28 protein-coding genes are annotated in these 24,703 nt (G+C 59.3%); 11 read left to right on the top strand and 17 right to left on the bottom strand.

Annotated features, from left to right (window positions below; translation table 11 throughout):
• Window positions 1-3: 3 nt before the first annotated feature.
• Together CWC48_RS14130 and CWC48_RS14125 are read left to right on the top strand one after the other, a co-directional pair.
• Window positions 4-576, top strand: a complete 573-nt coding sequence (locus tag CWC48_RS14130) for a hypothetical protein (protein ID WP_100492051.1) — start codon at window positions 4-6, stop codon at window positions 574-576.
• Between the two features lie 562 nt (window positions 577-1,138).
• Window positions 1,139-2,392 carry an EAL domain-containing protein gene (locus CWC48_RS14125; RefSeq protein WP_256581649.1) on the top strand — a complete coding sequence of 418 codons (1,254 nt, stop codon included), beginning with the start codon at window positions 1,139-1,141 and terminating at the stop codon, window positions 2,390-2,392.
• A gap of 595 nt (window positions 2,393-2,987) precedes the next feature.
• Here CWC48_RS14125 and CWC48_RS14115 read toward each other — a convergent pair.
• From CWC48_RS14115 to CWC48_RS14080, 8 genes are all read right to left on the bottom strand, one after another.
• Entirely contained in the window at window positions 2,988-4,145 is a 1,158-nt protein-coding gene (locus CWC48_RS14115; RefSeq protein WP_100492048.1) for a glutathionylspermidine synthase family protein, read from the bottom strand.
• A 12-nt stretch (window positions 4,146-4,157) separates the two neighbouring features.
• Complete coding sequence (locus CWC48_RS14110) at window positions 4,158-4,868, bottom strand: DUF1190 domain-containing protein (RefSeq protein ID WP_078050356.1); 711 nt, start codon at window positions 4,866-4,868, stop codon at window positions 4,158-4,160.
• A gap of 18 nt (window positions 4,869-4,886) precedes the next feature.
• Window positions 4,887-5,315: a DUF350 domain-containing protein gene (locus CWC48_RS14105; protein ID WP_078050357.1), complete on the bottom strand. Its 429-nt coding sequence runs from the start codon at window positions 5,313-5,315 to the stop codon at window positions 4,887-4,889.
• Window positions 5,316-5,330: 15 nt separating this feature from the next.
• On the bottom strand, window positions 5,331-6,005 hold the full coding sequence (locus tag CWC48_RS14100; protein WP_099491088.1) for a DUF2491 family protein: 675 nt from the start codon (window positions 6,003-6,005) through the stop codon (window positions 5,331-5,333).
• On the bottom strand, window positions 5,992-7,026 hold the full coding sequence (locus CWC48_RS14095) for an ion channel (protein WP_078050359.1): 1,035 nt from the start codon (window positions 7,024-7,026) through the stop codon (window positions 5,992-5,994). The genes CWC48_RS14100 and CWC48_RS14095 overlap by 14 nt, the downstream gene beginning before the upstream one ends.
• A gap of 72 nt (window positions 7,027-7,098) precedes the next feature.
• Window positions 7,099-7,659 carry a rhomboid family intramembrane serine protease gene (locus tag CWC48_RS14090; protein WP_078050360.1) on the bottom strand — a complete coding sequence of 187 codons (561 nt, stop codon included), beginning with the start codon at window positions 7,657-7,659 and terminating at the stop codon, window positions 7,099-7,101.
• Between the two features lie 84 nt (window positions 7,660-7,743).
• Complete coding sequence (locus tag CWC48_RS14085) at window positions 7,744-8,442, bottom strand: PspA/IM30 family protein (protein WP_078050361.1); 699 nt, start codon at window positions 8,440-8,442, stop codon at window positions 7,744-7,746.
• A gap of 17 nt (window positions 8,443-8,459) precedes the next feature.
• Window positions 8,460-9,041: a YjfI family protein gene (locus CWC48_RS14080; RefSeq protein ID WP_071493700.1), complete on the bottom strand. Its 582-nt coding sequence runs from the start codon at window positions 9,039-9,041 to the stop codon at window positions 8,460-8,462.
• Window positions 9,042-9,411: 370 nt separating this feature from the next.
• Here CWC48_RS14080 and ycaC point away from each other — a divergent pair, with 370 nt between their 5' ends.
• The 3 genes from ycaC (at window position 9,412) to CWC48_RS14065 (ending at window position 11,224) form a co-directional block, all read left to right on the top strand.
• Window positions 9,412-10,044: an isochorismate family cysteine hydrolase YcaC gene (gene ycaC, locus CWC48_RS14075; protein ID WP_100492047.1), complete on the top strand. Its 633-nt coding sequence runs from the start codon at window positions 9,412-9,414 to the stop codon at window positions 10,042-10,044.
• A gap of 149 nt (window positions 10,045-10,193) precedes the next feature.
• On the top strand, window positions 10,194-10,760 hold the full coding sequence (locus CWC48_RS14070) for a hypothetical protein (protein ID WP_100492046.1): 567 nt from the start codon (window positions 10,194-10,196) through the stop codon (window positions 10,758-10,760).
• A 29-nt stretch (window positions 10,761-10,789) separates the two neighbouring features.
• On the top strand, window positions 10,790-11,224 hold the full coding sequence (locus CWC48_RS14065) for a hypothetical protein (protein WP_100492045.1): 435 nt from the start codon (window positions 10,790-10,792) through the stop codon (window positions 11,222-11,224).
• Between the two features lie 14 nt (window positions 11,225-11,238).
• On the opposite strand, the gene CWC48_RS14060 is transcribed toward CWC48_RS14065, so the two are convergent.
• On the bottom strand, window positions 11,239-12,270 hold the full coding sequence (locus CWC48_RS14060) for a YhcG family protein (protein ID WP_100492044.1): 1,032 nt from the start codon (window positions 12,268-12,270) through the stop codon (window positions 11,239-11,241).
• A 186-nt stretch (window positions 12,271-12,456) separates the two neighbouring features.
• Here CWC48_RS14060 and CWC48_RS14055 point away from each other — a divergent pair, with 186 nt between their 5' ends.
• From CWC48_RS14055 to CWC48_RS14030, 6 genes are all read left to right on the top strand, one after another.
• Window positions 12,457-13,101: an NAD(P)H-dependent oxidoreductase gene (locus tag CWC48_RS14055; RefSeq protein WP_100492043.1), complete on the top strand. Its 645-nt coding sequence runs from the start codon at window positions 12,457-12,459 to the stop codon at window positions 13,099-13,101.
• Window positions 13,040-13,417, top strand: coding sequence for a MerR family transcriptional regulator (locus CWC48_RS14050; protein WP_100492042.1), 378 nt, complete (start codon window positions 13,040-13,042; stop codon window positions 13,415-13,417). Before CWC48_RS14055 ends, CWC48_RS14050 begins: the two co-directional genes overlap by 62 nt.
• A gap of 158 nt (window positions 13,418-13,575) precedes the next feature.
• Window positions 13,576-13,818, top strand: coding sequence for an exodeoxyribonuclease VII small subunit (locus CWC48_RS14045; RefSeq protein WP_003176346.1), 243 nt, complete (start codon window positions 13,576-13,578; stop codon window positions 13,816-13,818).
• Window positions 13,815-14,702: a (2E,6E)-farnesyl diphosphate synthase gene (gene ispA, locus CWC48_RS14040; RefSeq protein ID WP_078050369.1), complete on the top strand. Its 888-nt coding sequence runs from the start codon at window positions 13,815-13,817 to the stop codon at window positions 14,700-14,702. Before CWC48_RS14045 ends, ispA begins: the two co-directional genes overlap by 4 nt.
• 110 nt (window positions 14,703-14,812) lie before the next feature.
• Window positions 14,813-16,711, top strand: coding sequence for a 1-deoxy-D-xylulose-5-phosphate synthase (dxs, locus tag CWC48_RS14035; protein WP_100492041.1), 1,899 nt, complete (start codon window positions 14,813-14,815; stop codon window positions 16,709-16,711).
• A 159-nt stretch (window positions 16,712-16,870) separates the two neighbouring features.
• Complete coding sequence (locus CWC48_RS14030; RefSeq protein ID WP_100492040.1) at window positions 16,871-18,766, top strand: TonB-dependent receptor domain-containing protein; 1,896 nt, start codon at window positions 16,871-16,873, stop codon at window positions 18,764-18,766.
• Window positions 18,767-18,816: 50 nt separating this feature from the next.
• Here CWC48_RS14030 and CWC48_RS14025 read toward each other — a convergent pair whose 3' ends face one another.
• The 8 genes from CWC48_RS14025 to ribBA form a co-directional block, all read right to left on the bottom strand.
• On the bottom strand, window positions 18,817-19,605 hold the full coding sequence (locus CWC48_RS14025) for a cobalamin-binding protein (RefSeq protein WP_100492039.1): 789 nt from the start codon (window positions 19,603-19,605) through the stop codon (window positions 18,817-18,819).
• A complete protein-coding gene (locus tag CWC48_RS14020; protein WP_033897956.1) occupies window positions 19,602-20,021 on the bottom strand; it encodes a nuclear FMR1 interacting 1 family protein in 420 nt (139 codons plus the stop codon). The genes CWC48_RS14025 and CWC48_RS14020 overlap by 4 nt, the downstream gene beginning before the upstream one ends.
• A complete protein-coding gene (gene ribA / locus CWC48_RS14015) occupies window positions 20,018-20,635 on the bottom strand; it encodes a GTP cyclohydrolase II (protein ID WP_016978544.1) in 618 nt (205 codons plus the stop codon). The genes CWC48_RS14020 and ribA overlap by 4 nt, the downstream gene beginning before the upstream one ends.
• A 129-nt stretch (window positions 20,636-20,764) precedes the next feature.
• Window positions 20,765-21,484, bottom strand: coding sequence for an ABC transporter substrate-binding protein (locus tag CWC48_RS14010; RefSeq protein WP_099491099.1), 720 nt, complete (start codon window positions 21,482-21,484; stop codon window positions 20,765-20,767).
• A gap of 66 nt (window positions 21,485-21,550) precedes the next feature.
• On the bottom strand, window positions 21,551-22,516 hold the full coding sequence (thiL, locus tag CWC48_RS14005) for a thiamine-phosphate kinase (protein WP_100492038.1): 966 nt from the start codon (window positions 22,514-22,516) through the stop codon (window positions 21,551-21,553).
• An 18-nt stretch (window positions 22,517-22,534) separates the two neighbouring features.
• Window positions 22,535-23,035 carry a transcription antitermination factor NusB gene (gene nusB / locus CWC48_RS14000; protein WP_010206836.1) on the bottom strand — a complete coding sequence of 167 codons (501 nt, stop codon included), beginning with the start codon at window positions 23,033-23,035 and terminating at the stop codon, window positions 22,535-22,537.
• On the bottom strand, window positions 23,032-23,508 hold the full coding sequence (ribE, locus tag CWC48_RS13995; protein WP_003176356.1) for a 6,7-dimethyl-8-ribityllumazine synthase: 477 nt from the start codon (window positions 23,506-23,508) through the stop codon (window positions 23,032-23,034). The genes nusB and ribE overlap by 4 nt, the downstream gene beginning before the upstream one ends.
• A 90-nt stretch (window positions 23,509-23,598) precedes the next feature.
• Window positions 23,599-24,690, bottom strand: coding sequence for a bifunctional 3,4-dihydroxy-2-butanone-4-phosphate synthase/GTP cyclohydrolase II (ribBA, locus tag CWC48_RS13990; protein ID WP_078050375.1), 1,092 nt, complete (start codon window positions 24,688-24,690; stop codon window positions 23,599-23,601).
• Window positions 24,691-24,703 lie beyond the last annotated feature (13 nt).

The raw sequence follows: 24,703 nt of genomic DNA, 5'->3' as shown, positions 1-24,703 counted from the left end.
GATATGAATAAGTTCTCGCATCAACGGAACACTACTTTATTTGCATCGTGGCTCCTGATTGGGCTGCTAAGCGCTGGTCAGGCGTTCGCTCAAGACTGTGAAGTCAGCGTGAGTAATTCCGCAGTTGACTTTGGTCGAGTAGTTCAGCATGGAGCGAACGATGCCGTAGTTGCCGGAAATATGCATAAACTTGGGAATCGCTCGATTAGTCTCAACGCTATATGCCCAGCGGGCTCCAAACTTGAACTCAGCGTGCTCGGAGAACACCAGGCCGAGCAGTTCAAATTCGCCCAGCGGGGGAACATCAGCGTGAGTTTGAGCAATGCTCAACTCGACGGCCGTCGAGTCGATCTTGCCCAGATTAAGACATCCGGTGCTGTCCCAGGCGTATCTTCTCCTTCGCTGGTAGCGACGCCCGGAGATTTGATCATACCAACGAGTGGTGGGGTCACGGCTGAAGGATCTGTGTTGTCGGTCCAGATCGAGGTTCGGCCCATGATACCCGTTGCTGAATTTAAAACACGAGATACGAAAACCCTGGAGGCGAACTTGTCTTTTGAGGTCAGGGCTTACTGAATAGATTTTTTAATGCCCAGTTGACGTCAAAGAATATTCCCTCATCACAGCATCGAAATCGCGACTTCAATGCGGGGTGACTATCGCCACCATCCAATGCCGTGAATTAATACGTTTAATCCGCGGCATACATTCTTTGCATGCCGGGTGCATCCTCTATCTGGTTGCATCCTATAGCTCAATCACGGCATCCAGATAGAGCTTTAAGTAAAAGCGTTTCTGAATGGTGAGCATCGCGGGTGACTGCAACTTTAAGTGCAAAGGAATAAAAGTCAGATCAGCCATGCCAGGCGAGCGAGCCGGATTTGGCTCTAACCGTACTGTGCAGGTTACCGACAGCAGCATGTCCTCAATTGATGCCGAATACGGCTATAGCTACGATATCAATGCGCCTTGCGGCTGTCGGTAGGTAAGCGTTATCTGGGGTTACCTACCATATTGAAAACATTCTCCGTTCAGCTTCGGATGGTTTTTTAAGTCACTTTCCATATCGTAACCGTCGGAAATTTCCTACAAATACTACTGATGATTCGTCGTTATTCCCGCGAGGCGTTGGAGCATTATGAATCATCGCTATTTAACGAGAATCGCACCTATGCTCACCTCTCCGCTTCGACTAATCGTCCTTGAAGACCATGCGTTCCAACGCGCCATTGCCGTTAACATGCTGCGCCAGTCGGGATATGTAGAAGTCTTTAGTGCTGCCGACGGCAACGAAGCTTTGGCTGTGTTGGAAAAGGTTGGGCCCGTAGACATCGCCTTGTGCGACTTGCGCATGGAAGGTATGGACGGGCTCGAATTCATTCAGCAAGCTGGCGCTTGCGGGCTGGTTAAGTCGATCATCGTTTGCAGCTCTGTATCACCGGACCTACGCCGCGCAGTAGGCCAGGTCGCCGCTCTTTCAGGCCTTGAATTGCTTGGCGACGTTGGCAAACCGTTGAAGTACGAGCCATTAGAACTGCTTTTAAAAAAATACGTAGCTAAACCCGCTGTTAAGGTGCAACCACAGAGAGTCATCGATCTACCGAGTGAATATGAAGTTCGCCGCGCGATTGCGGCAAAGGAATTTACCCCGTACTTTCAACCCAAATTCAACCTGCGGACCGGAAATGTAAAAGCGGTTGAAGTACTCGCCCGCTGGCAGAACCCCACCCTAGGGCTATTGCCGCCATCGCTTTTCTTGCAGACAGTGGAACGTTGCGGTCTGATGGACGAACTGCTGTTTGGGCTGATGGAAAAAAGTTTGCACGTGCAGCAGCAGCTTAAAAAACGCAGTCATGGCCTCAATTTCGCTTTCAACATGCACTCTTCGCAGCTATCCAGCATGCACCTGCTCCCTAGGATCAGAGGGCTGCTCGCCGAGCATAATATGCCAGGATCAGATCTGACCTTTGAACTCACAGAAAGCGGGTTGTTGGAAATCTCCGCCGCCAGTCTGGATACTTTAGTTCGCCTGCGGATGATGGGCTGCAACCTGTCAATTGACGATTTTGGTGCTGGCTTTTCATCGCTCCAGCGCATGTGTCAGCTACCATTCAACGAGCTTAAAATCGATGCAGAATTCGTCCGCATGCTTGGCCATGAGCCTCGTTGCGAGGGAGTGATTATAAGTACTCTTGCGCTGGGCAAAGAGCTGGGGCTATCTGTTGTGGTTGAAGGTATTGAGACCGAGCATCAACGCCGGCAACTGCTTGAATGGGGCTGTGTTGAAGGACAGGGTTACCTGAAGGCTCGGCCTATGAACGGCTCAAGCCTGGCTAAATGGATGGACTCTCTCCGTCTGATCCAAAGTGATAGCTTTGGTGAAAGCAGGTGAAATATCTCAGCAAAAATACCTTTAGGATAATGGTTGCACATGATGAGTATGCACAACGCGTAGCCATTGAGAAGTATTTGAATAGCCTCGGGTATTATCACATTGCACCCGTAGGCTCATTCAAGGACGCCGTGATACTCAGCCAGCCTCCTTGCAAAGCATTTGATCTGCTGATTATTAGCCCGGGACTCTGCGCTTTCGCCGAGCAAGGCTTATCGTTCGAAGATAAGGGTATGCCGAGAGTTTCCAATATATTCATCTGTGAGGATCAATCGGTCTTGACACAAAAAAAGGGTACTCGTGAGTCAACGAGGTCTGAACACGTAGATGATTAGGTAGAGCAACTGGGTTTTATCACACACGCATTCTTTAACTGGGGGGACAGATGGGGGGACAAAATCAGTGAAACCGAAAAAACCGAATGAATATTAGGTAAATATCTAAAATAACGCCGGCCACAAGCCGGCTTTTTAATGCCCGTTAAAACCCAAAGTCAATTGTCCAACAAGCTGTTGGACAATTGAGTGACCAAAAGCGGGCGGTTTACAACCCCTCGTCTTCATATCGTTTATTCCAGATGATGACGATAAGACGCTCAACCCAGTATCAAATGCGGCAAAAACCGGCTCGAATCCTTGGTAATCAAACTATTGTCTTCCCGCACTCCAATCCCCGCCGCCTGATCCCCAATCACCCAAGACCCGATCAACGTATAGCTGTCCCCAAACCGTGGCAGCGGTGCAAATTCCTGAAGAATAAACGGCGCATCCGTATACGGCCCGTCCTCTTTCACAATCAGCCCATCAGCGGTTTGCAGTTCGATGTTGGCACCTTCCCGTGAGAAGAACGGCTTGCGCACCCAACCCTTCGGCACGGCTTTACCCGGTTCAGTGTCCAGGTGCGACGCAAGCAAATTCGGGTGCCCTTTGTTGAATTCCCATAGCAGCGGCAGGATGCCTTTGTTGGAGAGGATGGCTTTCCACGCTGGCTCGAAAAACTGTGTGTCGCACTGGGCAATGGCAGTGCCGAAGGGTTCGTGGAAGATGAACTCCCAGGCGTGCAGTTTGAACAGGTGGGGAATCCAGCGATCTTCGAGGTCAACGAAGCGGCCTTCGGCGGTCAGGCCGATGTCTTCGATGTCGATATGGCGGGATTCGATGCCGACTTTTTCTGCGACGAGGCGCAGGTAGTCGGTGGTGCCTTTGTCTTCGACCGAGTCTTTCATGGAGGCGAAGTAGAAGGGCTGGTTGACTTGCAGTTGGGCGAAGGCCTGGTGCAGTTTGGTGTCGATGCTGTTGAATTGGTCGGCGTGTTTGGGCAGCAGGCCGCGTTCAATGCATTGTTCCAGCCAGCCCCATTGGAATGCCGCGGCTTCGTAGAGGCTGGTGGGGGTGTCGTAGTTGAGTTCGAGCAACTTGGCGGGGCCGGTGCCGTTGTAGGAGAAGTCCATGCGCCCGTACAGGTGCGGGTGGCCTTCCAGCCATGAGGTGCGGATCATGTCGTAGAAGGACGCGGGGATGCTCAGGCGGTCGAGCAGTTCTTCGCTATGGACCACGCGCGCGACGAGGTCCATGCACATGTCATGGATCTCGGTGGTCGGGTCTTCGAGGTCGTGCTCGATTTGCTTGAGCGTGAACTGGTAGTACGCGCTTTCGTCCCAGTAGGGTTCGTTGTCGATGGTGTGGAACAGAAAGCCGAGGCTGTCGGCGGTCTGTTTCCAGTCATGACGTTCTGCGCAGTGGATCTTCTTCATGGCCCGCCTTCCTTAACTGCTCGACCCGCCGCCACCCCAGCCGCTGCGTGCGCTGGCCTTGCTGCCGAAGCCGCCACGGGAGGTGGCCGAAGCGACGGAGCTCGACTTGGCGGAGGTGCGCAGCGTGTTGGTGTAGTTGCTGCTGCCGTAGCGGGCCTGGTTCGAGCGGCCAAAGGTGGCGCCATTGGAGACGCGCTGGTTGAGCGTCGAGGAGCCGTAATTGCCGCGATCGTCGCGGTAGCGATACACCGGCTCGGAGCGGTAGCTGTTGCGATTGTTGCTCAGCATGTTGCCGATCAGCAGGCCGGTCAGCAGGCTGGTGGTGGAGAAGCCTGAGCCGCCACTGTTCGCTTGGGAGTTGGCTTGAGCATTGGCCGCATCGACCTGGGACTGTGTCACCTGGCCTTCGGCGGTCAGTTCGAAACCGCCCAGGCGGGGGATGAACTTGCCGGTGGAGTCCTGCTGGCACCAGTCGGCGACGAAATCGGCATCGCAATCGGCCTGGCTGTCGTACACCGGCGCAATGCGGCGATGCTCGGCCATGGCGGTCATGTAGGCATCCGAGCAGACGTCTACCGGAAGTTTTTCATCGGCGCACTGCTGGACCGACTGGAAGTTGTACTTCTTCTGCAGGTCGTAGGTTTTTTCCGTCGGGCCACAGCCGGATATCGCCATGGCGACCGACGCTGCCAGCGACAGCTGGACGTACTTGCTTCGTTTCATCGGGAGCTCCGGGCGCGATCAGTTCTGGGTAGGCGTCATGCACGCGGCATTCAACATGCCAACGCTGATGGCCACGGCGGCGACGTAGATGCCGGCCGCGAGTTCGCCATTCTTGATGCGCTCGGACGTGCCTTTGAGCACCAGGCTGGTCAGCAGGAACGCCAACAGTTGGACGACGGCGGCGATCACTGCCCAGACCACGAAGTCGAGGAGGTTGATGGAGTAGGCAATCACGTTGCTGGCCGGAATGGCGAAGCCGACGATAGCACCGCCCAGGGCGACCGCCGCAGAGACGTTGCCCGCACGGATCAGCTCGAACTCCTTGTGCGGGGTGATACGGGTGTAGATGAACTGGAACACCGCGAACAACACCGCAGCCCCGAGGATGTAGATGACAAACCCGAACACAGCCGCTTTGTTCAGGGAGATGGAGAGAGCTTCTAGCATATGTTTCGTCCTTTTTTAGAGCGCGTTCAAGTCGGTTGTGTACAGCGAAATGCCCAGCGACGTGCTCAGGCTGATGGTGCCTTCCGCGTCTTCTTCGACGGAAAACAACAGGAACTCCCGTCGATCGGTCAGGCCTGTGTCACGGGCATATAGCATTGAGCGGTGCTCGACGCTGTAGGAATCCTCGGGGTTTATCACGTGCTCGCTCATTGCCACCAATTCAGTCTGGCCCTCCTCGCTGCCCCATACGCGCGTGTATTCGACGCCATTGTGGGTGTAGGTCGGCAACCCGATCAGGCTCTGAGGCCCCGCCAGCCGGCGCAGTTCAGCTTCGCTGCTGAGGGTGACGTAACTGAGGTAGTTGAACAGGATGACGGACTCGACCTGCCCGGCGATGTCGCCGGTGGTGTGCACCTGCAACCAGTAATCTTCGTCGTTCATGTAGTAGCGCGACAGCCAGGTCGACTGCCCGAGGTCGACGGTGCCGTTACTCCAGATTTCCTGGGAACCGGGGATCACCACCGAGGTATGCCCGTCGAGCAACAACTTCAGGGTGGTGTCGAACATCACGCCTTTGCCTGGAGCCAGGCCCAGCGGACCGGTGGTCGGCAGGGCTTCAGCGGCGGGCCGGTTCGACTGAGAGTTCGCGTTCGGGGCCTCAAGCCCCATCAACTGTTTAAACCATCCCATTGGAGATTTCCTTGAGGCGGGTAGAGGCGATGTAGAAGAGTTCGCCACCTTCAACACGCGTGGCGCTGGGCGGGTTGATCGACGGTTGCTGGGCGCCTTTGGCGCGATAGCCGATGAGGGTGGCGTTGTGGTGTTCTTTCAACCGGGTGTACAGGTCGCCGAAGGTGGCTTCAAAGGCCTCGGGCAATTTCATCAGGTATTGGGTGGCGCCCTGCCCCACGCACAGTAGCTCATTAATGACCACCGACGAGCCCGGGTCTTGAGAGGCGCGCACCAGCATTTCGATGGCCATGCTGGAAGTGCATTCCAAACGCGGCGCGTAGGAGCTGGCCAGTGCGGCAATTTCACTTTCATTGAAGTGCGCGACCACATGCCCGACAGGATTCAACTGATTCACTGCCAGCACGGTGGCCAGTGTCAGGTCGTCCGACGGGGTGCGCACCAGCACACGCTCGGCGCCGGGTACACCGGCACGCAGCAATAACGCCGTGGAGGACAGGCTGTCACCGCGAATGAACGCCGCTTTGCCCGGCATCGGGTTTTCGTCGAGGGTGCAGTCGCAGATGACGATCAGGTTGTCGTTCGAGGTTTCGTCTTGCAGCAACAACTCAATGACCCGCTCACTGGACGCGCCTTCCCAGCCAATAAGCACCGTATGGCCGACCTTGCCGGTGAAATCGCCTTTGCCCTTCATGCCTTTTCTCCATGCATCGATGACACTGCTGGTGGTTTTGCCGATGGCGGCGGTCAGCAGCGCAATGCCGCCGAGCATGACCCAGGCCGCCACAAACACCCGGCCTGCCGAGGTCTGCGGCGCAAGATCGCCATAGCCGACGGTCAGTGTGGTGGTGAGATAGAAGTAAACAAACGTGGCGGCCGCAGTGAGGTGTTGCTCGCCCAGAAGCACCAGGCCCAGGTAAGCCGTGCTCAGGTGTACACCCAAGGCAATGACCAGGCCTGCCCAGCCGAAGCGGTGAAAGAGGGAGGACGCGTAGAGGCGCAACAGAAGAAAAATCGACATTTCGTCCCTGACTCCCTGGGTACTTGATTCCTGATGACGTCTTCGCCTCGACATCTGGATGCTCAAGTGCGCTCAGCCGGCATTAAACCTGCTGCGTGGTTTGGAGAGAAGTACCTTGGCTGCAATAAATCCGGCGAATGCACCAAACAGATGCCCTTCGAAGGAAATGCCCTGGCGAGGAAGGAAGCCAAGGACCAATCCGCCATAGAGTACCGCCACGACACCGGCCGTTATCAGGTTGCTCCAGCTCCGGTGGAACCAGGCGCGCGATAACAGGTAGGCCCACAACCCGAAGACCCAACCGCTGGCCCCCACGTGCACGCCCGCAAAGCCGAACAGCCAGACCAAAGAGCCGCCCAGCAGGATGATGATCGCGCTGACGGTCACGAATCGATTGAGCCCCTCGACAATCACCAGGGTGCCCAGGATCAAGAAGGCAATCAGGTTGGCGCTGAGGTGTGCAAAAGAGCCGTGCAGAAACGGTGAGGCGAGGATGCCGAACAGCCCCTGCAGCGTCCGTGGGACCAGGCCGAAGACCAAGAGGCTGTAACCGGTCGCCACATTGAGCACTTGCAGCGCGACCATGAACAGCGCCAGGCCTGCGATTGTCTTGAAACCCTTCAGGGCGTCCATCCTCACCTCGAGGTCACAATAAATACCATCCGGGCGACCGGTAACCTGTGGCGAGGAGCTTGCGCCCTCGCCACAGGTGCAGTGTTACTCGGCCGACTTTTGCTTCAGGCGCTCCAGAATCGCATTGGCGCTGCCTTCGTTCGGCGTGATGCCGGCTTCGCGCAGCTTGCGTTCCAGGTCGGTACCGGTCGACGCCTCGGCCAGTTCATCCTGGGCTTGCAGTTCCGCAGCACGTTGCTGCTGCTTGGCCTGCAGGCGATTCAGCGTACCGACGGCAGTTTCCAGCTTGCCGTTGGCACCACCGCTGGCGATGGAGGCGCTGACCTGGGCCTTCTGTACGCTTTCGCGCGCCTTGGCCATGTCCACTTGCTGGCGCAGGCTTTTGATCCGGCTTTCGGCCTTGGTGATGTCCTTGCGCATGCTGTCGGCGTAGGCGCCGAACTCAGTGGCCTGCTTGTGCTCGGCGTCGCGCTCGCTGGTCAGGGTCGAAATGGCTTCGGCCACTTCCAGGGCCAGGTCTTCGCGATTGGCCTGCAGGGCAGCCATTGCCTTGGACTCCAGGTCCTTGATCTTGGCGTCGTACTCGCTGACGCGATCAGTGGCCAGTTTGTGCTTGGCCATGATGCTGACCAGCTCACGCTTGGCGTTGGCCAGCGCGGTGTCCGCATCACGAATTTCCTGATCGAGAATGCGCAGGGCTTGTTGGTCGACGATTGATTCGCCGACTTCGCTGGCACCGCCGCGCAGCGCGGTGAACAGTTTGCTCCAGATGGATTGAGTCATTGGATACTCCCGAATGCTTAATTGAAGAAACGTTCAAAGGCTTCGCTGGCGCGTTGCACGTTGTCGACCAGGGTTTTCACCTCGGTCACGATGTTGGTCAGGCTGGAGTCGGAGCTCAACGCGCCGAACATGTTGTAGACCACCTGCCCGTTAGGCATGGACTCGATACCGATGGAAGACAGCGGGAACATTTCCCGGCTGCGCAGTACCGCGTCATTGAATTTCGCGACATCGTTGATGGACTCGACATCGACCAGCACGGTGTCGACGATGATCTGCTCGCCCACCACGGCGATGTAAATCGGCAAGCCACCGAAGTCGTTCATCTCCAGCTTGATGCTCGACTCGGAGCCTTGAACCAGAGAAAGCGTAATGTCGTTGGAGACCACCTCGTCCAGGGCCTGAAGCGCCGTGAAGAGGCGATCGATATTCCAGTTGTTACCTGCGCTCATGAAATTCTCCGACATGAATGAGCCAGCCAGGATCGGCTGGCGAAGCTGTTTCTCCATCTGCTTGAGCAGGCTTCGGTTTTCGGGAAGCACCCAAGTCTCGTGTTTCACATAGCCGGCGGCCGCCAGGCCCGCGCGCATCTGCTTCATGTAAAAGCTCGATGGCTTTTTCGCGGACGGCTTCGAGCGCTCTCCCGGAAGGCTGGCTGAATCGGTATCGGGCCCTGCTGGCGGGCTCGATGGAGAGCTGCTTTTCATGGTACTGACCTCGCTGTGAAAAACTCACGCGTGAGAAAATCTACAGGCTATTTTCGCCACACTCAATAGCTCACGCGTGAGATTTTTTTCCTTACATTTTCCTGTCACGAAACAGAGTTGTCCTCTTGCCCGCGCAACAATTGTCTCGTCTGAGTTGACGGTATTACCTATCCCAGCCGATTTATCCCTCGCAGGCCACCCATTAATCTGTGCCCATGTTGAACGCAACGCCCAACCAACCTAAACAAAAAAGGATCCAACCATGAGCACTGCAACCTACAACCGCTTGAACAAAGACGACGCCGTAGTCCTGCTGGTCGACCACCAGACCGGCCTCATCTCCCTGGTACAGGACTTCTCGCCCAACGAGTTCAAGAACAACGTCCTGGCCCTCGCCGACCTGGCCAAGTTCTTCAACATGCCGACCATCCTCACCACCAGCTTCGAGCAAGGCCCCAACGGCCCGCTGGTGCCAGAGCTGAAGGAGATGTTCCCGGACGCGCCCTACATCGCTCGCCCTGGTCAGATCAATGCCTGGGACAACGAAGACTTCGTCAAGGCGATCAAAGCCACCGGCCGTAAGCAGATCATCATTGCCGGTGTGGTCACGGACGTTTGCGTAGCCTTCCCGACCTTGTCGGCGCTGGCGGAAGGGTTTGATGTGTTCGTGGTCACCGATGCGTCGGGCACGTTCAACACCACGGTGCAGCAGGCGGCGTGGAGCCGGATGACGCAAGCCGGGGCGCAGATGATGAACTGGTTCTCGGTGGCGTGTGAGCTGCATCGCGACTGGCGCAACGACATCGAAGGCCTGGGGAATCTGTTGTCCCAGCGCATTCCTAACTATCGTAATTTGATGAATGGTTACTCGGCGTTGACGGCGCGTAAGGACTAACTCAACTGCTGCACACACTAAGCCTGCCTTAAAACGCAGGCTTTTTTGGTTAACTAGCAAAGCGCCATTAGCACACTCGCCCTAATTGTGACGGCACCGCCTCACCAATAAAGTCCTTCGCTTATTTCGAGCCTCAAGGAAGGACGCTATTGAATACCTTAACCACAGTCGGGCGCTGCCTGGCACTGCTGCCCGTCTTGCTGATCAGCACAACGTCGGTATTGGCCGATGAAGAAACACCGATCGGCGACTGGTCGATCATCTACGGCAGCGGCCGGGCCCATCAAAATGTCATGTATGTGGCCGACCGCACTTCGGTGGTTCCATCGAACCACAACAAGGGCGCGAAACTGGTGGCCGTCACGGTGGTTTATGAAGAACCGGGCAAGCCGATGATCGATGTGTACAACATCGAAGTGCAGTGTTCCACGCGCAAGGTGCGCTTTCTCAATGGCCAGTCGGTTGCACCGTTTTCCTACACCCTTACGCACTTGAAAGTCTCCAACACGTGGCAGACGCCAAAGGAGTTCTGGCTCGACCGCACGCTCGCGTATGTCTGCGAACCGGGCAAGAGCAAGGACACCATCGCCATGGGCAAGATGACCCACCTGCAGATGATCCAGACCACCAAGGCCATGTTCGACCAGTTGGGGCCGACTCAGGAGAAGAGCCAGATGATCGATGACCTCGACGACATGCTGGGCAACAAGCGCTGAGCAACACTCACCTATAAGAAGGATTCACGATGCCTACATGGACAAGGCTGTTGCTGGCTGGGCTTTTGTTGCCCTCCGTGCTGTTTATCAACGGGTGTCACCTGATTGCACAGTCGCGCTGGGAAGGCCGTGACGTGCAAGAGGCGCTGGATTTATTCGGCAAGCCCGACTCGATGAAGAAGCAGAATGCGCCCAATGGCGACACGCAGGTAGTGATGACCTGGCACAAATCCTCTTCATGGACAACCACTGAAGCCGCCGGGACTTCAATGAATCACACCGGGAACGGGATGGTGTACACCGAGTATTACCAGCAAGTCGGGCACAGTTCGGATTGCAAGCTGGAAGCCACGGTGGATAAGGCGAAGAAGATCGTGCTGTTCAGAATTGAGGATGGCCGGATCCTGCATGGCAAGTGCCTGAATGTGCCATTTGTGCCGGGGTATATTCCGCCGGGGTTTTGAGGCTATCAGTCGGTTTAACCCGCCAGCTCCCGCTCGATCTGCTCGATGCTTGGCAGGCTGGTTCGCAGCTCTGCGGGCAACGACTCAACCAGTTGATATTCCGCTACACCAATCGGTCGATTGTTATCGCGCAACGCATATTCGGCGACGACTTCGTTCTTGCTCTTGCACAACAGCAGGCCGATGGTGGACCCATCTTGTGGATGTTTAAGCTGGGCATCGACGGCAGCCAGATAAAAGCTCAGCTTCCCCAGATGCTCGGGCTTGAACTTGCCGGCTTTCAGTTCGATGACCACGTAGCAGCGTAGCTTCACGTGATAGAACAGCAGATCGACAAAGAACTCATCGCCTCCGACATCCAGCAGTACTTGCTGGCCGACAAAGGCGAAACCGGCGCCCAGTTCCAATAGAAAGTCGGTGACGTGTTTGATCAAGGCGTTTTCTATGTCGCGCTCCTGCGCGTCCAGGGCCAGGCTGAGGAAGTCAAAACGGTAAGGGTCTTTCAGCGACTCACGCGCCAGGTCGGATTGCGGTTTGGGCAGGCGGGTCTCGAAGTTGCTGACCGCCTTGCCACTGCGATCCAACAAGCGGTTTTCGATGTGCATCACCAGCGAGTTACGCGACCAGTTGTTCTCTATCGCCTGGGCTATGTACCAGCGGCGGGTTTCGGGGCCGGGGAGTTTGTCCAGTAATGCCAAATGGTGATACCAGGGCAATTGTGCAAGCACCTCTTGCACAAATTCAGCATCTGGCCACGCCTCGGCAAAAGCACGCATGTACTTGAGATTACGCGGCGAAAAACCCTTCATTCGGGGAAAGGCCGCACGCAAATCCTGGGCAAGTCGATCTATGACTTTGCTGCCCCAGCCCTGCTCCGCCTGGCGGGTCAAAATGTCGTGGCCGATCTGCCAATAGAGCAACACCAATTCCCGATTCACTGCCAGTGTTGAGCGTTGTTGCGCCGCATGAATACGGCCTTTCAGGTCCGTCAGCCAGTCACTGTAGCCCGCTGGTGGTGTGGTCAAGCCGATAGAGGGTTCGCTCATGCCATGTCACTCTGGAGTTTTGAGGCAGGCTAGTCAGGCGCATTGACGGTCACAAGGGGCGAAGGTCGTTACAAGAAGGCCCCTTCAATACCTACAGAAACGTCCTGCTGGCCATTGCAGACTACTGACTTGACTCTCCCCTATGCAGCAGCCTTTACCCTGGAACGCCCTGTTCAGGACCTCCCCATGACCCCGCGTACCCTGGTGATCCTCGGCCATCCTTCCGCCTCTAGCTTTTGTTCAGCCCTGGCTGATACCTACATCCAGGCGGCAAAAAACGCCGGCCATGAAGTACGTGTCGTACGCTTGGGCGACCTGGCTTTCGACCCCGTCCTTCATCACGGTTACACCCAGATTCAGCCGCTGGAGCCCGACCTGCTCAGCGCGCAATCCGACATCCTGTGGGCCACTCACCTGACATTTGTTTTCCCGATCTGGTGGGGTGGCATCCCGGCGTTGATGAAGGGCTTTATCGACCGAATTTTCCTACCCGGTTTTGCCTTTAAATACCGAGCGGGCAAGGCTTTTCCTGACAAACTGCTCCACGGCCGAACGGCACATTTACTGGTGACCCTGGACACGCCGCCATGGTATTACCGTTGGTTCTATCGCATGCCGGGCATCCACCAGATGCGCAAGACCACGCTGGGGCTTTGTGGTGTCAAGACTGCAAAGACGCTGCTGTTTGGGCCGGTGTTGGGCTCCACTGCGGCGCAGCGGGATACATGGCTGAAACAGGCCGGCGCTTTAACGGAAAAAAGGAGTTTTCATGTACATCGGCAAAGCCGCGCAGTTGTCGGGCACGACCATCAAGGCGATTCGTCACTATGAGGCAATTGGGCTGCTGCCTGCGGCACAGCGTCAGGGCCAATACCGGGTCTATTCGGCGCAGAACGTTGAGCTGCTGATGTTTATCAAGTGCGCGCAGCAATTGGGGTTCAAGCTCAAGGAGTTGCAGGAAATTCTTGCAGGCCACATAGGCGATGCATTGCCTTGGGAGCGGGCGAACCAGGCAATCGCAGACAAGAAGCAGGAACTGGCCCTGAAAATTGCCGCGCTACAGGAAATGCACGTGGGATTGCAGACATTTGAAGCACAGTTGAAAACATCACAAGAACAGTGCTCGTCAATGACGCAAAGATCCTGACCGGCGGTGAGCCGAATAAAATGGGTATTCGGCTCATTTGATGAGCCGAATAGGGCGCTTATTCGGTTCACCGCCTGAACACCCACCCCCGCTTATTTGCCCAGAATCCCCATGTCTGCTAGTGTCCCGCCGGTTTACCGTCTACCGGAATAGCCGCCATGGCCCGCAAAAAAGTTGCACTCGATTTCGAACAATCCCTCGCCGACCTGCAAACCCTGGTCGAGCGGCTGGAGAACGGCGAGTTGTCGCTGGAAGACTCGTTGACGGCGTTTGAGCAAGGCATCGGCCTGACCCGCGACTGCCAGAGCGCCTTGGCGCAGGCGGAGCAGAAGGTGCAGGTGCTGCTGGAGCGTGACGGGGAGTTGGCCGAAGAGCCTTTCGATGCGGAACAGCCCGAATGATCGACGCGTATCAGGCCAGTAGCCAAGCCCGGGTCAATGCGGCGTTGGAACCGTTGTTTGTTGCGCCAAGCCCCGAACTCAAGCGTCTTTACGAAGCCATGCGCTATAGCGTGATGAATGGCGGCAAGCGCGTGCGCCCGCTGCTGGCGTATGCGGCGTGTGAAGCCTTGGGCGCCACCGCCGAGCAGGCCAATGGCGCGGCCTGTGCGGTGGAGTTGATCCACGCCTATTCCCTGGTGCATGACGATTTGCCGGCGATGGACGACGACGATTTGCGTCGCGGCCAGCCAACCACCCATAAAGCCTTTGATGAAGCCTGTGCGATCCTCGCCGGTGACGGCCTGCAAAGCCTGGCGTTCAGCGCACTGCTGGACCCGGCGCTGAGCAACGTCAACGCCGAGATCCGCTTGCGCATGGTCACCGCCCTGGCCGTGGCGGCAGGCCCGGCCGGCATGGTCGGCGGCCAGGCCATCGACCTCGGTTCGGTGGGCCAGAAGCTTGATCAACACGCGCTGGAATACATGCACCGCCACAAGACCGGCGCCTTGATCGAAGCCGCCGTGCACCTGGGTGCCCTGGCCAGCGGGCGCGCCGAGGCAGCGCAATTGGCGGCGCTGAAGACCTATGCGCTGGCCATCGGCCTGGCGTTCCAGGTGCAGGACGACATTCTCGACGTGGAAAGTGACACCGCGACCCTGGGCAAGCGCCAAGGCGCCGATATCGCGCGGGACAAGCCGACTTACCCTGCATTGTTGGGGCTGGAAGCCGCCAAGGCCTATGCCCTGGAACTGCGCGACCAGGCCTTGGACGCCCTGCGACCTTTCGACGCGGCGGCCGAGCCACTGCGTGACCTGGCGCGGTATATCGTCGAACGCCGGCACTGATAAGCGCGGCCTTTGCAGCCGCATATCAGCCAAGTTCGGCGCTCTGCGTGGGCAGTTTGCGATGCTTGAGGTAAACTGCCGCCTCTTCTATACCTATAACGATTCGCCTGATGCCCACGACGTTTCAAGAGATTCCCCGCAAGCGCCCGTCCACGCCCCTGCTTGACCGTGCTGTCACGCCGGCCGGCCTGCGTCGACTGGGTGAAGCCGAGCTGGAAACCCTGGCCGATGAGTTGCGCCTGGAATTGCTCTACACGGTCGGCCAGACCGGTGGGCATTTTGGTGCCGGCCTGGGCGTCATCGAGCTGACTATCGCCCTGCATTACGTGTTCGACACCCCGGACGACCGGCTGGTGTGGGACGTGGGCCATCAAGCGTATCCGCACAAGATCCTCACGGGTCGCCGTGAGCGCATGGGCAGCCTGCGCCAGAAGGACGGCATTGCCGCCTTCCCGCGCCGCGCCGAGAGCGAGTACGACACCTTTGGCGTCGGCCACTCCAGCACCTCCATCAGTGCAGCGCTGGGGATGGCGATTGCCGCCCGCCTGCAAGGCAGTGATCGCAAGGCGATCGCGGTGATTGGTGACGGCGCGTTGACCGCCGGCATGGCCTTCGAAGCGCTCAACCATGCGCCGGAAGTGGACGCCAACATGTTGGTGATCCTCAACGACAACGACATGTCGATCTCGCGTAACGTCGGTGGCCTGTCCAACTACCTGGCAAAAATCCTCTCCAGCCGCACCTACGCCAGCATGCGCGAAGGCAGCAAGAAGGTGCTCTCGCGTCTGCCTGGCGCGTGGGAAATTGCCCGCCGTACCGAAGAATATGCCAAGGGCATGCTGGTGCCTGGCACCCTGTTCGAAGAGCTGGGCTGGAACTACATCGGCCCGATCGACGGCCATGACTTGCCCACTCTGATCGCCACGCTGCGCAACATGCGTGACCTCAAGGGCCCGCAGTTCCTGCACATCGTCACCAAGAAAGGCAAAGGCTTCGCCCCGGCCGAGGTCGACCCGATTGGCTATCACGCCATCACCAAGCTGGAACCCCTGGACGCTCCTGCCGCCGCGCCGAAAAAGGCCAGCGGGCCGAAGTACTCCGGTGTGTTCGGCGAATGGCTGTGCGACATGGCCGCCGCTGACCCGCGCCTGGTGGGCATTACCCCGGCGATGAAGGAAGGCTCCGACCTGGTGGCGTTCAGCGAGCGTTTCCCGCTGCGTTACTTCGATGTGGCGATTGCCGAGCAGCACGCGGTGACCTTCGCCGCCGGCATGGCCTGTGAAGGCGCCAAGCCGGTGGTGGCGATCTACTCCACCTTCCTGCAGCGCGGTTACGACCAGTTGGTGCATGACGTGGCGGTGCAGAACCTCGACGTGCTGTTCGCCATCGACCGCGCCGGCCTGGTGGGCGAAGACGGCCCGACTCACGCGGGCAGCTTCGACCTGTCGTACTTGCGCTGCATCCCCGGCATGCTGGTGATGACGCCGAGCGACGAGAACGAACTGCGCAAGATGCTCAGCACCGGCCACCTGTACAACGGCCCGGCAGCCGTGCGCTACCCGCGCGGCAACGGCCCGAATGCGGTAATCGAAAAGGACCTGGCGCCTATCGAGATCGGCAAGGGTATCGTGCGTCGTCAAGGCAGCAAGACCGCGTTCCTGGTGTTCGGCGTGCAATTGGCCGAAGCACTGAAAGTCGCCAAGAAGATCGACGCCACCGTGGTCGACATGCGTTTCGTCAAACCCCTGGATGAAGCCCTGGTGCGCGAGATCGCCGGCAGCCATGAACTGCTGGTGACCGTCGAAGAAAACGCCATCATGGGCGGCGCCGGTGCGGCGGTCAGCGAGTTCCTGGCGCGGGAGAATATCCTCAAGTCGGTGCTGCACCTGGGCTTGCCGGATGTGTACGTCGAACACGCCAAGCCGGCGCAGATGCTGGCAGAGTGCGGCTTGGATGAGGCCGGGATTGAGGCTTCGGTGCGCGAGCGCATGGCACTATTGGGCCTCTAACCCAATCTCCAAGCTGAAACCGGAACTAGAATGTGGGAGCGGGCTTGCTCGCGAAAGCGGTGTATCAGTCACTAGATGTGTGGCTGTTCGACCGCGTTCGCGAGCAAGCCCGCTCCCACATTGGTTTTGTGTGAATTTTAAAAAAGCCATGGACAGCCCATGAAACGCCTTCGCCTCGCCCTCCCCTTACTGCTTCTAACCTCGCCAGACCTGCTCGCCGACACCCGCGACGACGCGCTGAAACTCCCCAACGTCGTCATCAGCGCCAACCGCCAGGTTCAGGCCCGCAACGACAGCAGCGCCGCCAACACAGTGTTCACCCGCGACGATATCGACCGCCTGCAACCCACCAGCCTTACCGACCTGCTCAGCCGCGTGCCCGGCGTGCAGATCGCGCCCACCGGTGGCCGTGGCAGCTTGCCCGGGGTCTATATCCGTGGCACCAAATCCGCGCAAAGCCTGGTGTTGGTGGACGGTCAGCGCATTGCCAACACCACTTCCGGCGACAGCGGCCTGCAATACCTCAACGTCGACCAGATCGAGCGGGTGGAAGTGCTGCGCGGCTCACGTTCGGTGATCTACGGCAGCGATGCGATTGGCGGGGTGATCCAGGTGTTTACCCGGCGCAATGCCGGGCAGGGCCTGCAACCGCGCCTGAAGCTCGGGTTTGGCAGCCACCAGACCTGGGAGCGCAGCCTCGGCCTCTCCGGTGGCGATGAACAGACCCGTTTCAACCTCGGTGCAAGCCTGGATGAAACCGCCGGCATCAACTCGACGCACACCTCATTCCCCAGCGATGGCGACCATGATGCCTACCGCAACCGGTCCCTCAGCCTGAACCTCAGCCACGCCTTCAGCGATGCGCTGGAGGTGGGTTTCAATCTGCTGGATAACCGCGGTAAATCCGAGTACGACAACAGCTTCGGCCGCTACGACGTCGCCACCGGGCAAACCGTCGGGCAAAAGCCCTACACCGACTACACCGTGAGCAGCGCCAGCGGCTATGTCGATGCCACGCTCAATGAGCACTGGCAATCGCGCCTGGAACTGGGCCACAGCGAGAACCGTGACACCAAGCGCGACACCCTCAGCGACGATTTCAGCGTGTTCAACACTTACCGCGATTCGGTCAACTGGCAGAACGACCTGACGCTGAATGAGCAGAACAGCCTGATCCTCGGCGGTGACTGGTACGAAGACCGCTTCCACGGCTCCACCACCTTCACCGAAAACAGCCGCTGGAACCGCGCGGCCTTTGTACAGCATCGCTTCCATGGCGAGTGGTTTTCCACCGAGCTGGGCCTGCGGCGCGACCAGAACCAGCAGTTCGGCGGGCAGAACAGCTGGAGCGGCACCCTCACCTTGCCGATCAACCCGGACAATGACGTGCTGCTCAGCTACAGCGAAGGTTTCCGTGCGCCGACCTTCAATGACTTGTATTACCCCGATACGAAGTACAGCAACCCCAACCTGCAGCCTGAAACCTCAAAGAGCTACGAGCTGCAATGGCGCAGCCAACTAAGCGATAGCACCCGCCTGGAAGCCTCGCTGTACCGCACTGACTTGAGCGATGCGATCATCCTCGACCGCTCCGGCAAGCCGCAGAACGTAGCGTCGGCGCGCATCAACGGCTTTGAGGCTGCGCTAAAGCAGGAACTGTTTGGCTGGCAGGGCAACCTCGGGCTGTCACTCATCGAACCCCGCGACCGTGACAGCGGCCACACCCTGGCCCGGCGGGCGCGGCGAACGTTAAACCTGGACCTGGACCGGCAATTCGACAAACTGGGATTGGGCGCCAGCTGGCAGGCGATCAGCAGCAGCTATGACGATGAAGACAACACGCAGCGCCTGGGCGGCTATGCGTTGCTGGGGTTGCGCAGCAGTTGGGCGCTGAATCGGGAAGTGTCGTTGTCGCTGAAGGTCGATAACCTGCTGGACAAGACCTATGCGCGGGCACGTTACAGCTATAACGACCCGGGGTTCTTGAACAATCAGGATTATCGCGAAGAGGGTCGGGTGTGGATGCTTGGGGTCACGTGGACGCCTGAGATATGAATTGGCGGTGAATGCGTTCCCCTGTAGCTGGCTGGCTAGCGATAGCGGTATCAGCGGTCCGGCGCAATCACCTGACACAACCGCCCCACCGCCTCCAGCATCTGCCCGCTAGGCCGTTCCAGGCCTTTGTCGGGCACCAGCCGCACCCGTTCTGCCATCGCCGGCCAAACCTTCCAGGCCTCCTCCTGGGCTTGATCCCCCACCAGGATCATCTCGGGATCACGCTGCAATAACGACTCGATACTCACCTGCGGCGCGGGCAACTTGAGGTCATCGAACACATTGCGCGCGCCGCACACGCTCAGCGCATCGCTGATGATCTGCCCACCGCCCACGGTATACAGCGGCTGGTTCCACACTTGATAAAACACGCGTAACGGCTCGGTACGCCGGTAGCGCTGGCGCAATTCGGCCAGGCGTTGGCGCAAGTGCGCGGCCAACTGTCGGCCGGCTTCAGCGCGGCCCAATTGCTCGGCAATGGCCTGGACCTGGGTGGTGAGCTGTTCAAGGCTGTGGGGTTCGGCGACGTACACCGGAATATTCAGACGCTGCAGTTGCTCGCGCTGGGCTGGGCCGACACTGCCGGGCCACAGCAGGATCAGGTCGGGCCTGAGGCTGAGCAAGCGCTCCATGTCCAACTGGCCGTAATGCCCCACTGACGGGACGTGCGCCAGCGCCGTCGGGCGGTCTCCGCCGTCGAGCACGCCCACCAACATGTCGGCGGCACCCAATTCAGCGACGATTTCAGACAGGGAAGGCGCCAGGCTCACGACACGCTCGGCCGCCAGCGCCTGGGCGCTCAATGCCAGCAGCAGCACCGCCAGCCAGTGACACCTCATCCCAGTTGACGGGGAATGCGGTAGAGGTAGAACAGCACCAGCGTCGACAGCGCCAACAGGAACAGCGGCACCGCCTCCAGGCCAACGAACACCGCCAGCGCACCGATCCAGGCCGGGACGGCTGCCACCAGCAGCGCCGTGCGCCGCCGGGCCGCCAAGGTGATCCAGGCAGCCGGTTCTTCGGGGGTATCGAGGGCTTTGGAGGTGGCGATCAACGCGTGTTTATAGCCGTTGAAGTAGCGCAGGCTGAGGAACATCGAGGCCACGCCGGCAATGAAGAACGGCATGGCCAGCACCGGCAGCAGGGATTCGGCTTGGCCGAACACCAGGTTGATCACGAACAGGGGCAGCAACGCCAGGGCCAGGTACTGCCACCAATTGAAGGACAGTCGCCGTTTCACCTGGCCTCGGGTCACGCGCGGTCGACCTCGCCCTGGTGCTCGTTACCCATCATGTGGTCGAGCTTGCTGGCCTTGGTGGCCAGGTAGAGCTTGTTGTGCGGATTGTGCCCGGTGTGCAGCGGCACACGCTCGGCCACGGTGATGCCCATCTCGGTCAAGGCTTTGACCTTGCGCGGGTTGTTGGTCATCAAGCGCAGGGACTTGACGCCCAGGTGCTCCAGCATCGGCAGGCAGATCGCGTAGTCACGCTGGTCGGCAGCAAAACCCAGGCGCTCGTTGGCTTCGACCGTATCGGCGCCGCCATCTTGCAGCTCGTAGGCGCGGATCTTGTTCATCAGGCCAATGCCCCGGCCTTCCTGACGCAAATACAGCAGCACGCCCCGGCCTTCACGGGCGATGGCCCGCATAGCCGCTTCCAGTTGCGAGCCGCAGTCGCAGCGCTGGCTGAACAACGCATCGCCAGTCAGGCACTCGGAGTGCACACGGCCAAGCACCGGCGCGCCGTCCGCGATATCACCGAGGCTGAGCACAACGTGCTCGCGCCCGGTGGCTTCTTCGAGAAAGCCGTTCATGGTGAACGTGGCAAAAGGGGTAGGCAGCTTGGAAGCGGCGACGAAAACGACGGGCACCGTGTGCTCCTGAATTCAGTTTTTACAGAGGCGGCCATTGTAACAGCACGTTCCTACAGACGCTTAAGCTGAATTATCGCTGATAAAGATCAATAGGTTCGATTGGCCTTCGACCTGGTTCTATGCACGTCAGAACGGATAGGGTTGTTTCCAGCGCTCGAATATCGGCTTTAACTCGCCGCTTTTCACCAGGGCCGCCATGCGCTGGTCAAAGACAGCCATCAAGCCCCGGCCCCGCTCGTTATCGGCAAAACCGATGTACAACGGCAGTTCGGCAATCGGCGTGAGTGCAAACTTCGACGGCTCATCGGCCTGGCTGAGCACGTACTTGGCCTCGGTCAACGCATCGATGTAGAAGTCGGCCCGGGCGTGTTCCAGCATCGGCAGAATGCCGTCGCGGCGCTCGATCTGGTTGAAGCGGTGCACGTTGGGCAAGTACTCCTCGTACTTGTAGCCGCGCACCCAGGCCAGGCGGTAATTGCCCAGCGTGGCCACTGTCGGCGCCGGCGTACTGGCCAGCCCGAGCGCGTAGATATGGTCGGAATCGAAGTTCCAGTGGGGGTACAACACACCCTCGGCTTCATCACGATAGGAGCCCACCCAACCGTCCACCTCGCCGCGCTGGGCCAGGCCAACCGAGCGGGTATAGGGCACGGAGCGGATCTGCACCTTGATACCGGCGGGTTCGAAGACCTGGCGCATCACGTCCCAGGCCAGGCCGGTGCCGTCTTTGTTGGTGTAGTCGTTCCATTCCTCACTGGCCAGCATGATCTTGCCGGGCACGTCCTGCGCCTGGGCCACCGCCATAAAGGCACACAGCACTATCAGCAGCCAGCGGCGCACATCCATGGTGACGACCTCCTACAGGGCCTTGCATCCGTGATAACGCTATAGAGGGTAGCGCAGCTCGCCGATTCAGGGCGTCTCGCTAAAATGCTGGTAGCCACGGATGGCCGGCGTGATGTCCTGCCCAGTGGCGTCAAGCAGGGTCACGCCCTGCCCCGCCTCGACCCGGCCGATCACATGGATCGGCCAGCCGTCGTCCAGCAATGGCGCCAACTCGACAGGTGGCAGGGTGAAGGCCAGCACGTAGTCGTCGCCGCCGCTCAGGGCCGCCACGCGCGCTTCGTCATCGCCGACAAACGCCAGCAGCGCCTGGGACAATGGCACGCGCTGGCGTTCGATCAGCAGGCTGACCTTGGACGCCGTAGCGATATGCCCACAATCAGCCAGGAGCCCGTCGGAAATATCCATCGCAGACGTCGCCTTGCCGCGCAGTGCCAGCCCCAAGGCCAATTGCGGCTGCGGCGACCAGTAATGGGCCAGCAATGTATCGGCAACCGCCGCGTCGGCGCTGCGCAGGCCCAACACCAGCGGCAAGGCGCCGGCAGCATTGCCCAGTTCACCGCCAACGCACAGCAGGTCGCCGGGTCGCGCACCGCTGCGGGTCAAGGCTTGCCCTGCCGGTACACGGCCAAACACTGTCAAGGTCAGGCTCAAGGGCCCACGGGTGGTGTCGCCACCCACCAGGCCCACGCCGCAGCGTTGCGCCATGAGGTTCAACCCTTGGGCATAGCGTTGCAACCAATCGGCATCGACGGTCGGTGTGGTCAAGGCAAGGGTAAACGCGAGGGGGTGGGCGCCCATGGCGGCCAGGTCGCTGACGGCCACGGCCAAAGAACGTTGGCCCAGCAGGAACGGGTCGCAGGGGTCGGAAAAATGCACCCCGGCCACCAATGTGTCGGTGGAGATCGCCAGTTGCTCCCCGGCAGGGAGCGCCAGCAAGGCGCAGTCATCGCCGATCCCCAGGGCAATGCCTTCGCCGCCTTGCGCACAGGGCGCGGCGGCGAAGTAGTTGCGGATCAGCTCAAACTCGCCCATTCAGGTTTCAAGCGCGATTCAGCGCTTGTACGCCTTCACTTCGGCTTCACGCAGGCGCGGGGCCAGCTTGTCGAGCACGCCGTTGACGAACTTGTGGCCGTCGGTCGAACCGTAGACTTTCGCCAGTTCGATACCTTCGTTGATCACCACGCGGTACGGCACGTCGACGCGATACAGCAGCTCCCAGGCCGACAGGCGCATCACGCACAGCTCAACCGGGTCCAGCTCTTCGATGGTCAGGTCCAGGCAAGGCGCCAGGGCTGTATCGATCTCGGTCAGGTGGGCATGCACACCGTGCAGGATGTCGTGGAAGTACGGCAGGTCAGCGAAGGTGAAATCGTTGTCGACGCGAAACTGTGCTTCGATTTCGTTCAACGATGCGCCCGCCAGGTGGCGCTGGTACAGCGCCTGGGTCGCCAACTGACGAGCAGCGCGACGCTTCTCGTTCTTGGAAGGCTTGCCAGCATCGGCTGGACGTGGCTCGCGCGGGTTGAAGTTGTCGCTCTCGTCGGAAATCACTTGGCCTCCAACTGCGACAGCAGGCTGACCATTTCCAGGGCGGACAGGGCAGCTTCAGCACCTTTGTTGCCGGCCTTGGTGCCGGAACGCTCGATGGCTTGCTCGATGGAATCCACGGTCAGCACGCCGAAAGCGACGGGCACGCCGAATTCCATGGACACCTGGGCCAGGCCCTTGGTGCATTCGCCTGCAACGTATTCGAAGTGCGGGGTACCGCCACGAATGACCGCGCCCAGGGCGATGATTGCCGCGTATTCACCCTGCTGAGCAACTTTCTGCGCAACCAGTGGAATTTCGAAGGCGCCAGGGGCACGGATAATGGTGATGTCGCTTTCGCTCACACCGTGGCGAACCAGGGCGTCCACGGCACCGCTTACCAGGCTTTCAACCACGAAGCTGTTGAAGCGGCCAACCACCAGGGCGTAGCGGCCTTTGGGGGCGATGAAGGTACCTTCGATGGTCTTCAGGGTCATTCGACAAATCTCTTAAAGAGCCGGGACGCGTGTATGACGCGTCCCTTAGTGATATTTGAACCGCGAACAAGGGGCGAAAATCGCCAGCCTTTATTCGGAGGGCACGTATTCTACTACTTCCAGGTCGAAACCGGATATCGCATTAAATTTCATCGGCGCACTCATCAAGCGCATTTTGCGCACGCCCAGGTCACGCAGGATCTGCGAACCGGCACCGACGATGCTGTAGGTGGTCGGTTTTTTCACCGGCGCGTGGTCAGCCGTTTCGCGGATATGCGCCAGCAATACGTCGCCATCCAACGGATGACCGAGCAACAGCACCACACCGCTGCCGGCCTCGGAGACCGCAGCCATGGCGGCGCGCAGGCTCCAGCGGCCCGGTTGCTTGACCAGCAGCAGGTCACGCAGTGGGTCCATGTTGTGCACACGCACCAGGGTCGGTTCTTCGGCGCAAATGGTGCCCAGGGTCAGGGCCATGTGCACATCGCCTTCGACTGAATCACGGTAGGTCACCAAATTGAATTGGCCCAGTTCGCTGTCCAGTGGCTGCTCGGCAATCCGCTGAACGGTACGTTCGTGGATCATGCGGTAGTGAATCAGGTCGGCAATGGTGCCCACCTTGATGTTGTGTTCGGCGGCAAAGGCTTCGAGTTCGGCACGACGGGCCATGGTGCCGTCATCGTTCATCACTTCGCAGATCACGCCGCTTGGCTCGAACCCGGCCATGCGCGCCAGGTCGCAGGCGGCTTCGGTGTGGCCGGCGCGCGCCAGGGTGCCACCCGGCTGGGCCATCAGCGGGAAGATGTGGCCGGGGCTGACGATGTCTTCGGCCTTGGCGTCTTTTGCAGCGGCGGCTTGCACGGTGCGCGCGCGGTCAGCAGCGGAGATCCCGGTGGTGACACCCGTGGTGGCTTCGATGGACACGGTGAACTTGGTGCCAAAACCCGAGCCATTGCGCGGCGCCATCAACGGCAGCTTGAGCAATTCGCAGCGCTCACGGCTCATGGGCATGCAGATCAGCCCGCGGGCGTGCTTGGCCATGAAGTTGATGTGCTCGGCCTGGCAGGCCTCGGCGGCCATGATGATGTCGCCTTCGTTCTCGCGGTCTTCGTCATCCATCAGGATGACCATCTTGCCTTGGCGGATGTCTTCAACCAGTTCTTCGATGCTATTGAGCGCCACGCGGCACCCCCTT

The sequence above is a fragment of the Pseudomonas sp. S10E 269 genome (genome assembly GCF_002798465.1).
Classification (GTDB): domain Bacteria; phylum Pseudomonadota; class Gammaproteobacteria; order Pseudomonadales; family Pseudomonadaceae; genus Aquipseudomonas; species Aquipseudomonas pergaminensis.
Note: the sequence above shows the minus strand (reverse complement) of the source record. Positions and strands in the feature narration are given on the sequence as shown.

Excerpts from the sequence above, each read along its gene's own strand:
- thiL (WP_100492038.1), bottom strand. The coding sequence starts at position 22,516 with ATGGGCGAGTTTGAGCTGATCCGCAACTACTTCGCCGCCGCGCCCTGT.
- CWC48_RS14130 (WP_100492051.1), top strand. The coding sequence starts at position 4 with ATGAATAAGTTCTCGCATCAACGGAACACTACTTTATTTGCATCGTGG.
- CWC48_RS14050 (WP_100492042.1), top strand. The coding sequence starts at position 13,040 with ATGTACATCGGCAAAGCCGCGCAGTTGTCGGGCACGACCATCAAGGCG.
- CWC48_RS14045 (WP_003176346.1), top strand. The coding sequence starts at position 13,576 with ATGGCCCGCAAAAAAGTTGCACTCGATTTCGAACAATCCCTCGCCGAC.
- CWC48_RS14085 (WP_078050361.1), bottom strand. The coding sequence starts at position 8,442 with ATGACTCAATCCATCTGGAGCAAACTGTTCACCGCGCTGCGCGGCGGT.
- CWC48_RS14030 (WP_100492040.1), top strand. The coding sequence starts at position 16,871 with ATGAAACGCCTTCGCCTCGCCCTCCCCTTACTGCTTCTAACCTCGCCA.
- dxs (WP_100492041.1), top strand. The coding sequence starts at position 14,813 with ATGCCCACGACGTTTCAAGAGATTCCCCGCAAGCGCCCGTCCACGCCC.
- CWC48_RS14125 (WP_256581649.1), top strand. The coding sequence starts at position 1,139 with ATGAATCATCGCTATTTAACGAGAATCGCACCTATGCTCACCTCTCCG.
- CWC48_RS14105 (WP_078050357.1), bottom strand. The coding sequence starts at position 5,315 with ATGCTAGAAGCTCTCTCCATCTCCCTGAACAAAGCGGCTGTGTTCGGG.
- CWC48_RS14060 (WP_100492044.1), bottom strand. The coding sequence starts at position 12,270 with ATGAGCGAACCCTCTATCGGCTTGACCACACCACCAGCGGGCTACAGT.
- CWC48_RS14095 (WP_078050359.1), bottom strand. The coding sequence starts at position 7,026 with ATGTCGATTTTTCTTCTGTTGCGCCTCTACGCGTCCTCCCTCTTTCAC.
- CWC48_RS14025 (WP_100492039.1), bottom strand. The coding sequence starts at position 19,605 with ATGAGGTGTCACTGGCTGGCGGTGCTGCTGCTGGCATTGAGCGCCCAG.
- CWC48_RS14110 (WP_078050356.1), bottom strand. The coding sequence starts at position 4,868 with ATGAAACGAAGCAAGTACGTCCAGCTGTCGCTGGCAGCGTCGGTCGCC.
- CWC48_RS14090 (WP_078050360.1), bottom strand. The coding sequence starts at position 7,659 with ATGGACGCCCTGAAGGGTTTCAAGACAATCGCAGGCCTGGCGCTGTTC.
- ispA (WP_078050369.1), top strand. The coding sequence starts at position 13,815 with ATGATCGACGCGTATCAGGCCAGTAGCCAAGCCCGGGTCAATGCGGCG.
- CWC48_RS14065 (WP_100492045.1), top strand. The coding sequence starts at position 10,790 with ATGCCTACATGGACAAGGCTGTTGCTGGCTGGGCTTTTGTTGCCCTCC.
- ycaC (WP_100492047.1), top strand. The coding sequence starts at position 9,412 with ATGAGCACTGCAACCTACAACCGCTTGAACAAAGACGACGCCGTAGTC.
- CWC48_RS14080 (WP_071493700.1), bottom strand. The coding sequence starts at position 9,041 with ATGAAGCAGATGCGCGCGGGCCTGGCGGCCGCCGGCTATGTGAAACAC.
- ribE (WP_003176356.1), bottom strand. The coding sequence starts at position 23,508 with ATGACCCTGAAGACCATCGAAGGTACCTTCATCGCCCCCAAAGGCCGC.
- CWC48_RS14100 (WP_099491088.1), bottom strand. The coding sequence starts at position 6,005 with ATGGGATGGTTTAAACAGTTGATGGGGCTTGAGGCCCCGAACGCGAAC.
- CWC48_RS14010 (WP_099491099.1), bottom strand. The coding sequence starts at position 21,484 with ATGGATGTGCGCCGCTGGCTGCTGATAGTGCTGTGTGCCTTTATGGCG.
- CWC48_RS14115 (WP_100492048.1), bottom strand. The coding sequence starts at position 4,145 with ATGAAGAAGATCCACTGCGCAGAACGTCATGACTGGAAACAGACCGCC.
- CWC48_RS14055 (WP_100492043.1), top strand. The coding sequence starts at position 12,457 with ATGACCCCGCGTACCCTGGTGATCCTCGGCCATCCTTCCGCCTCTAGC.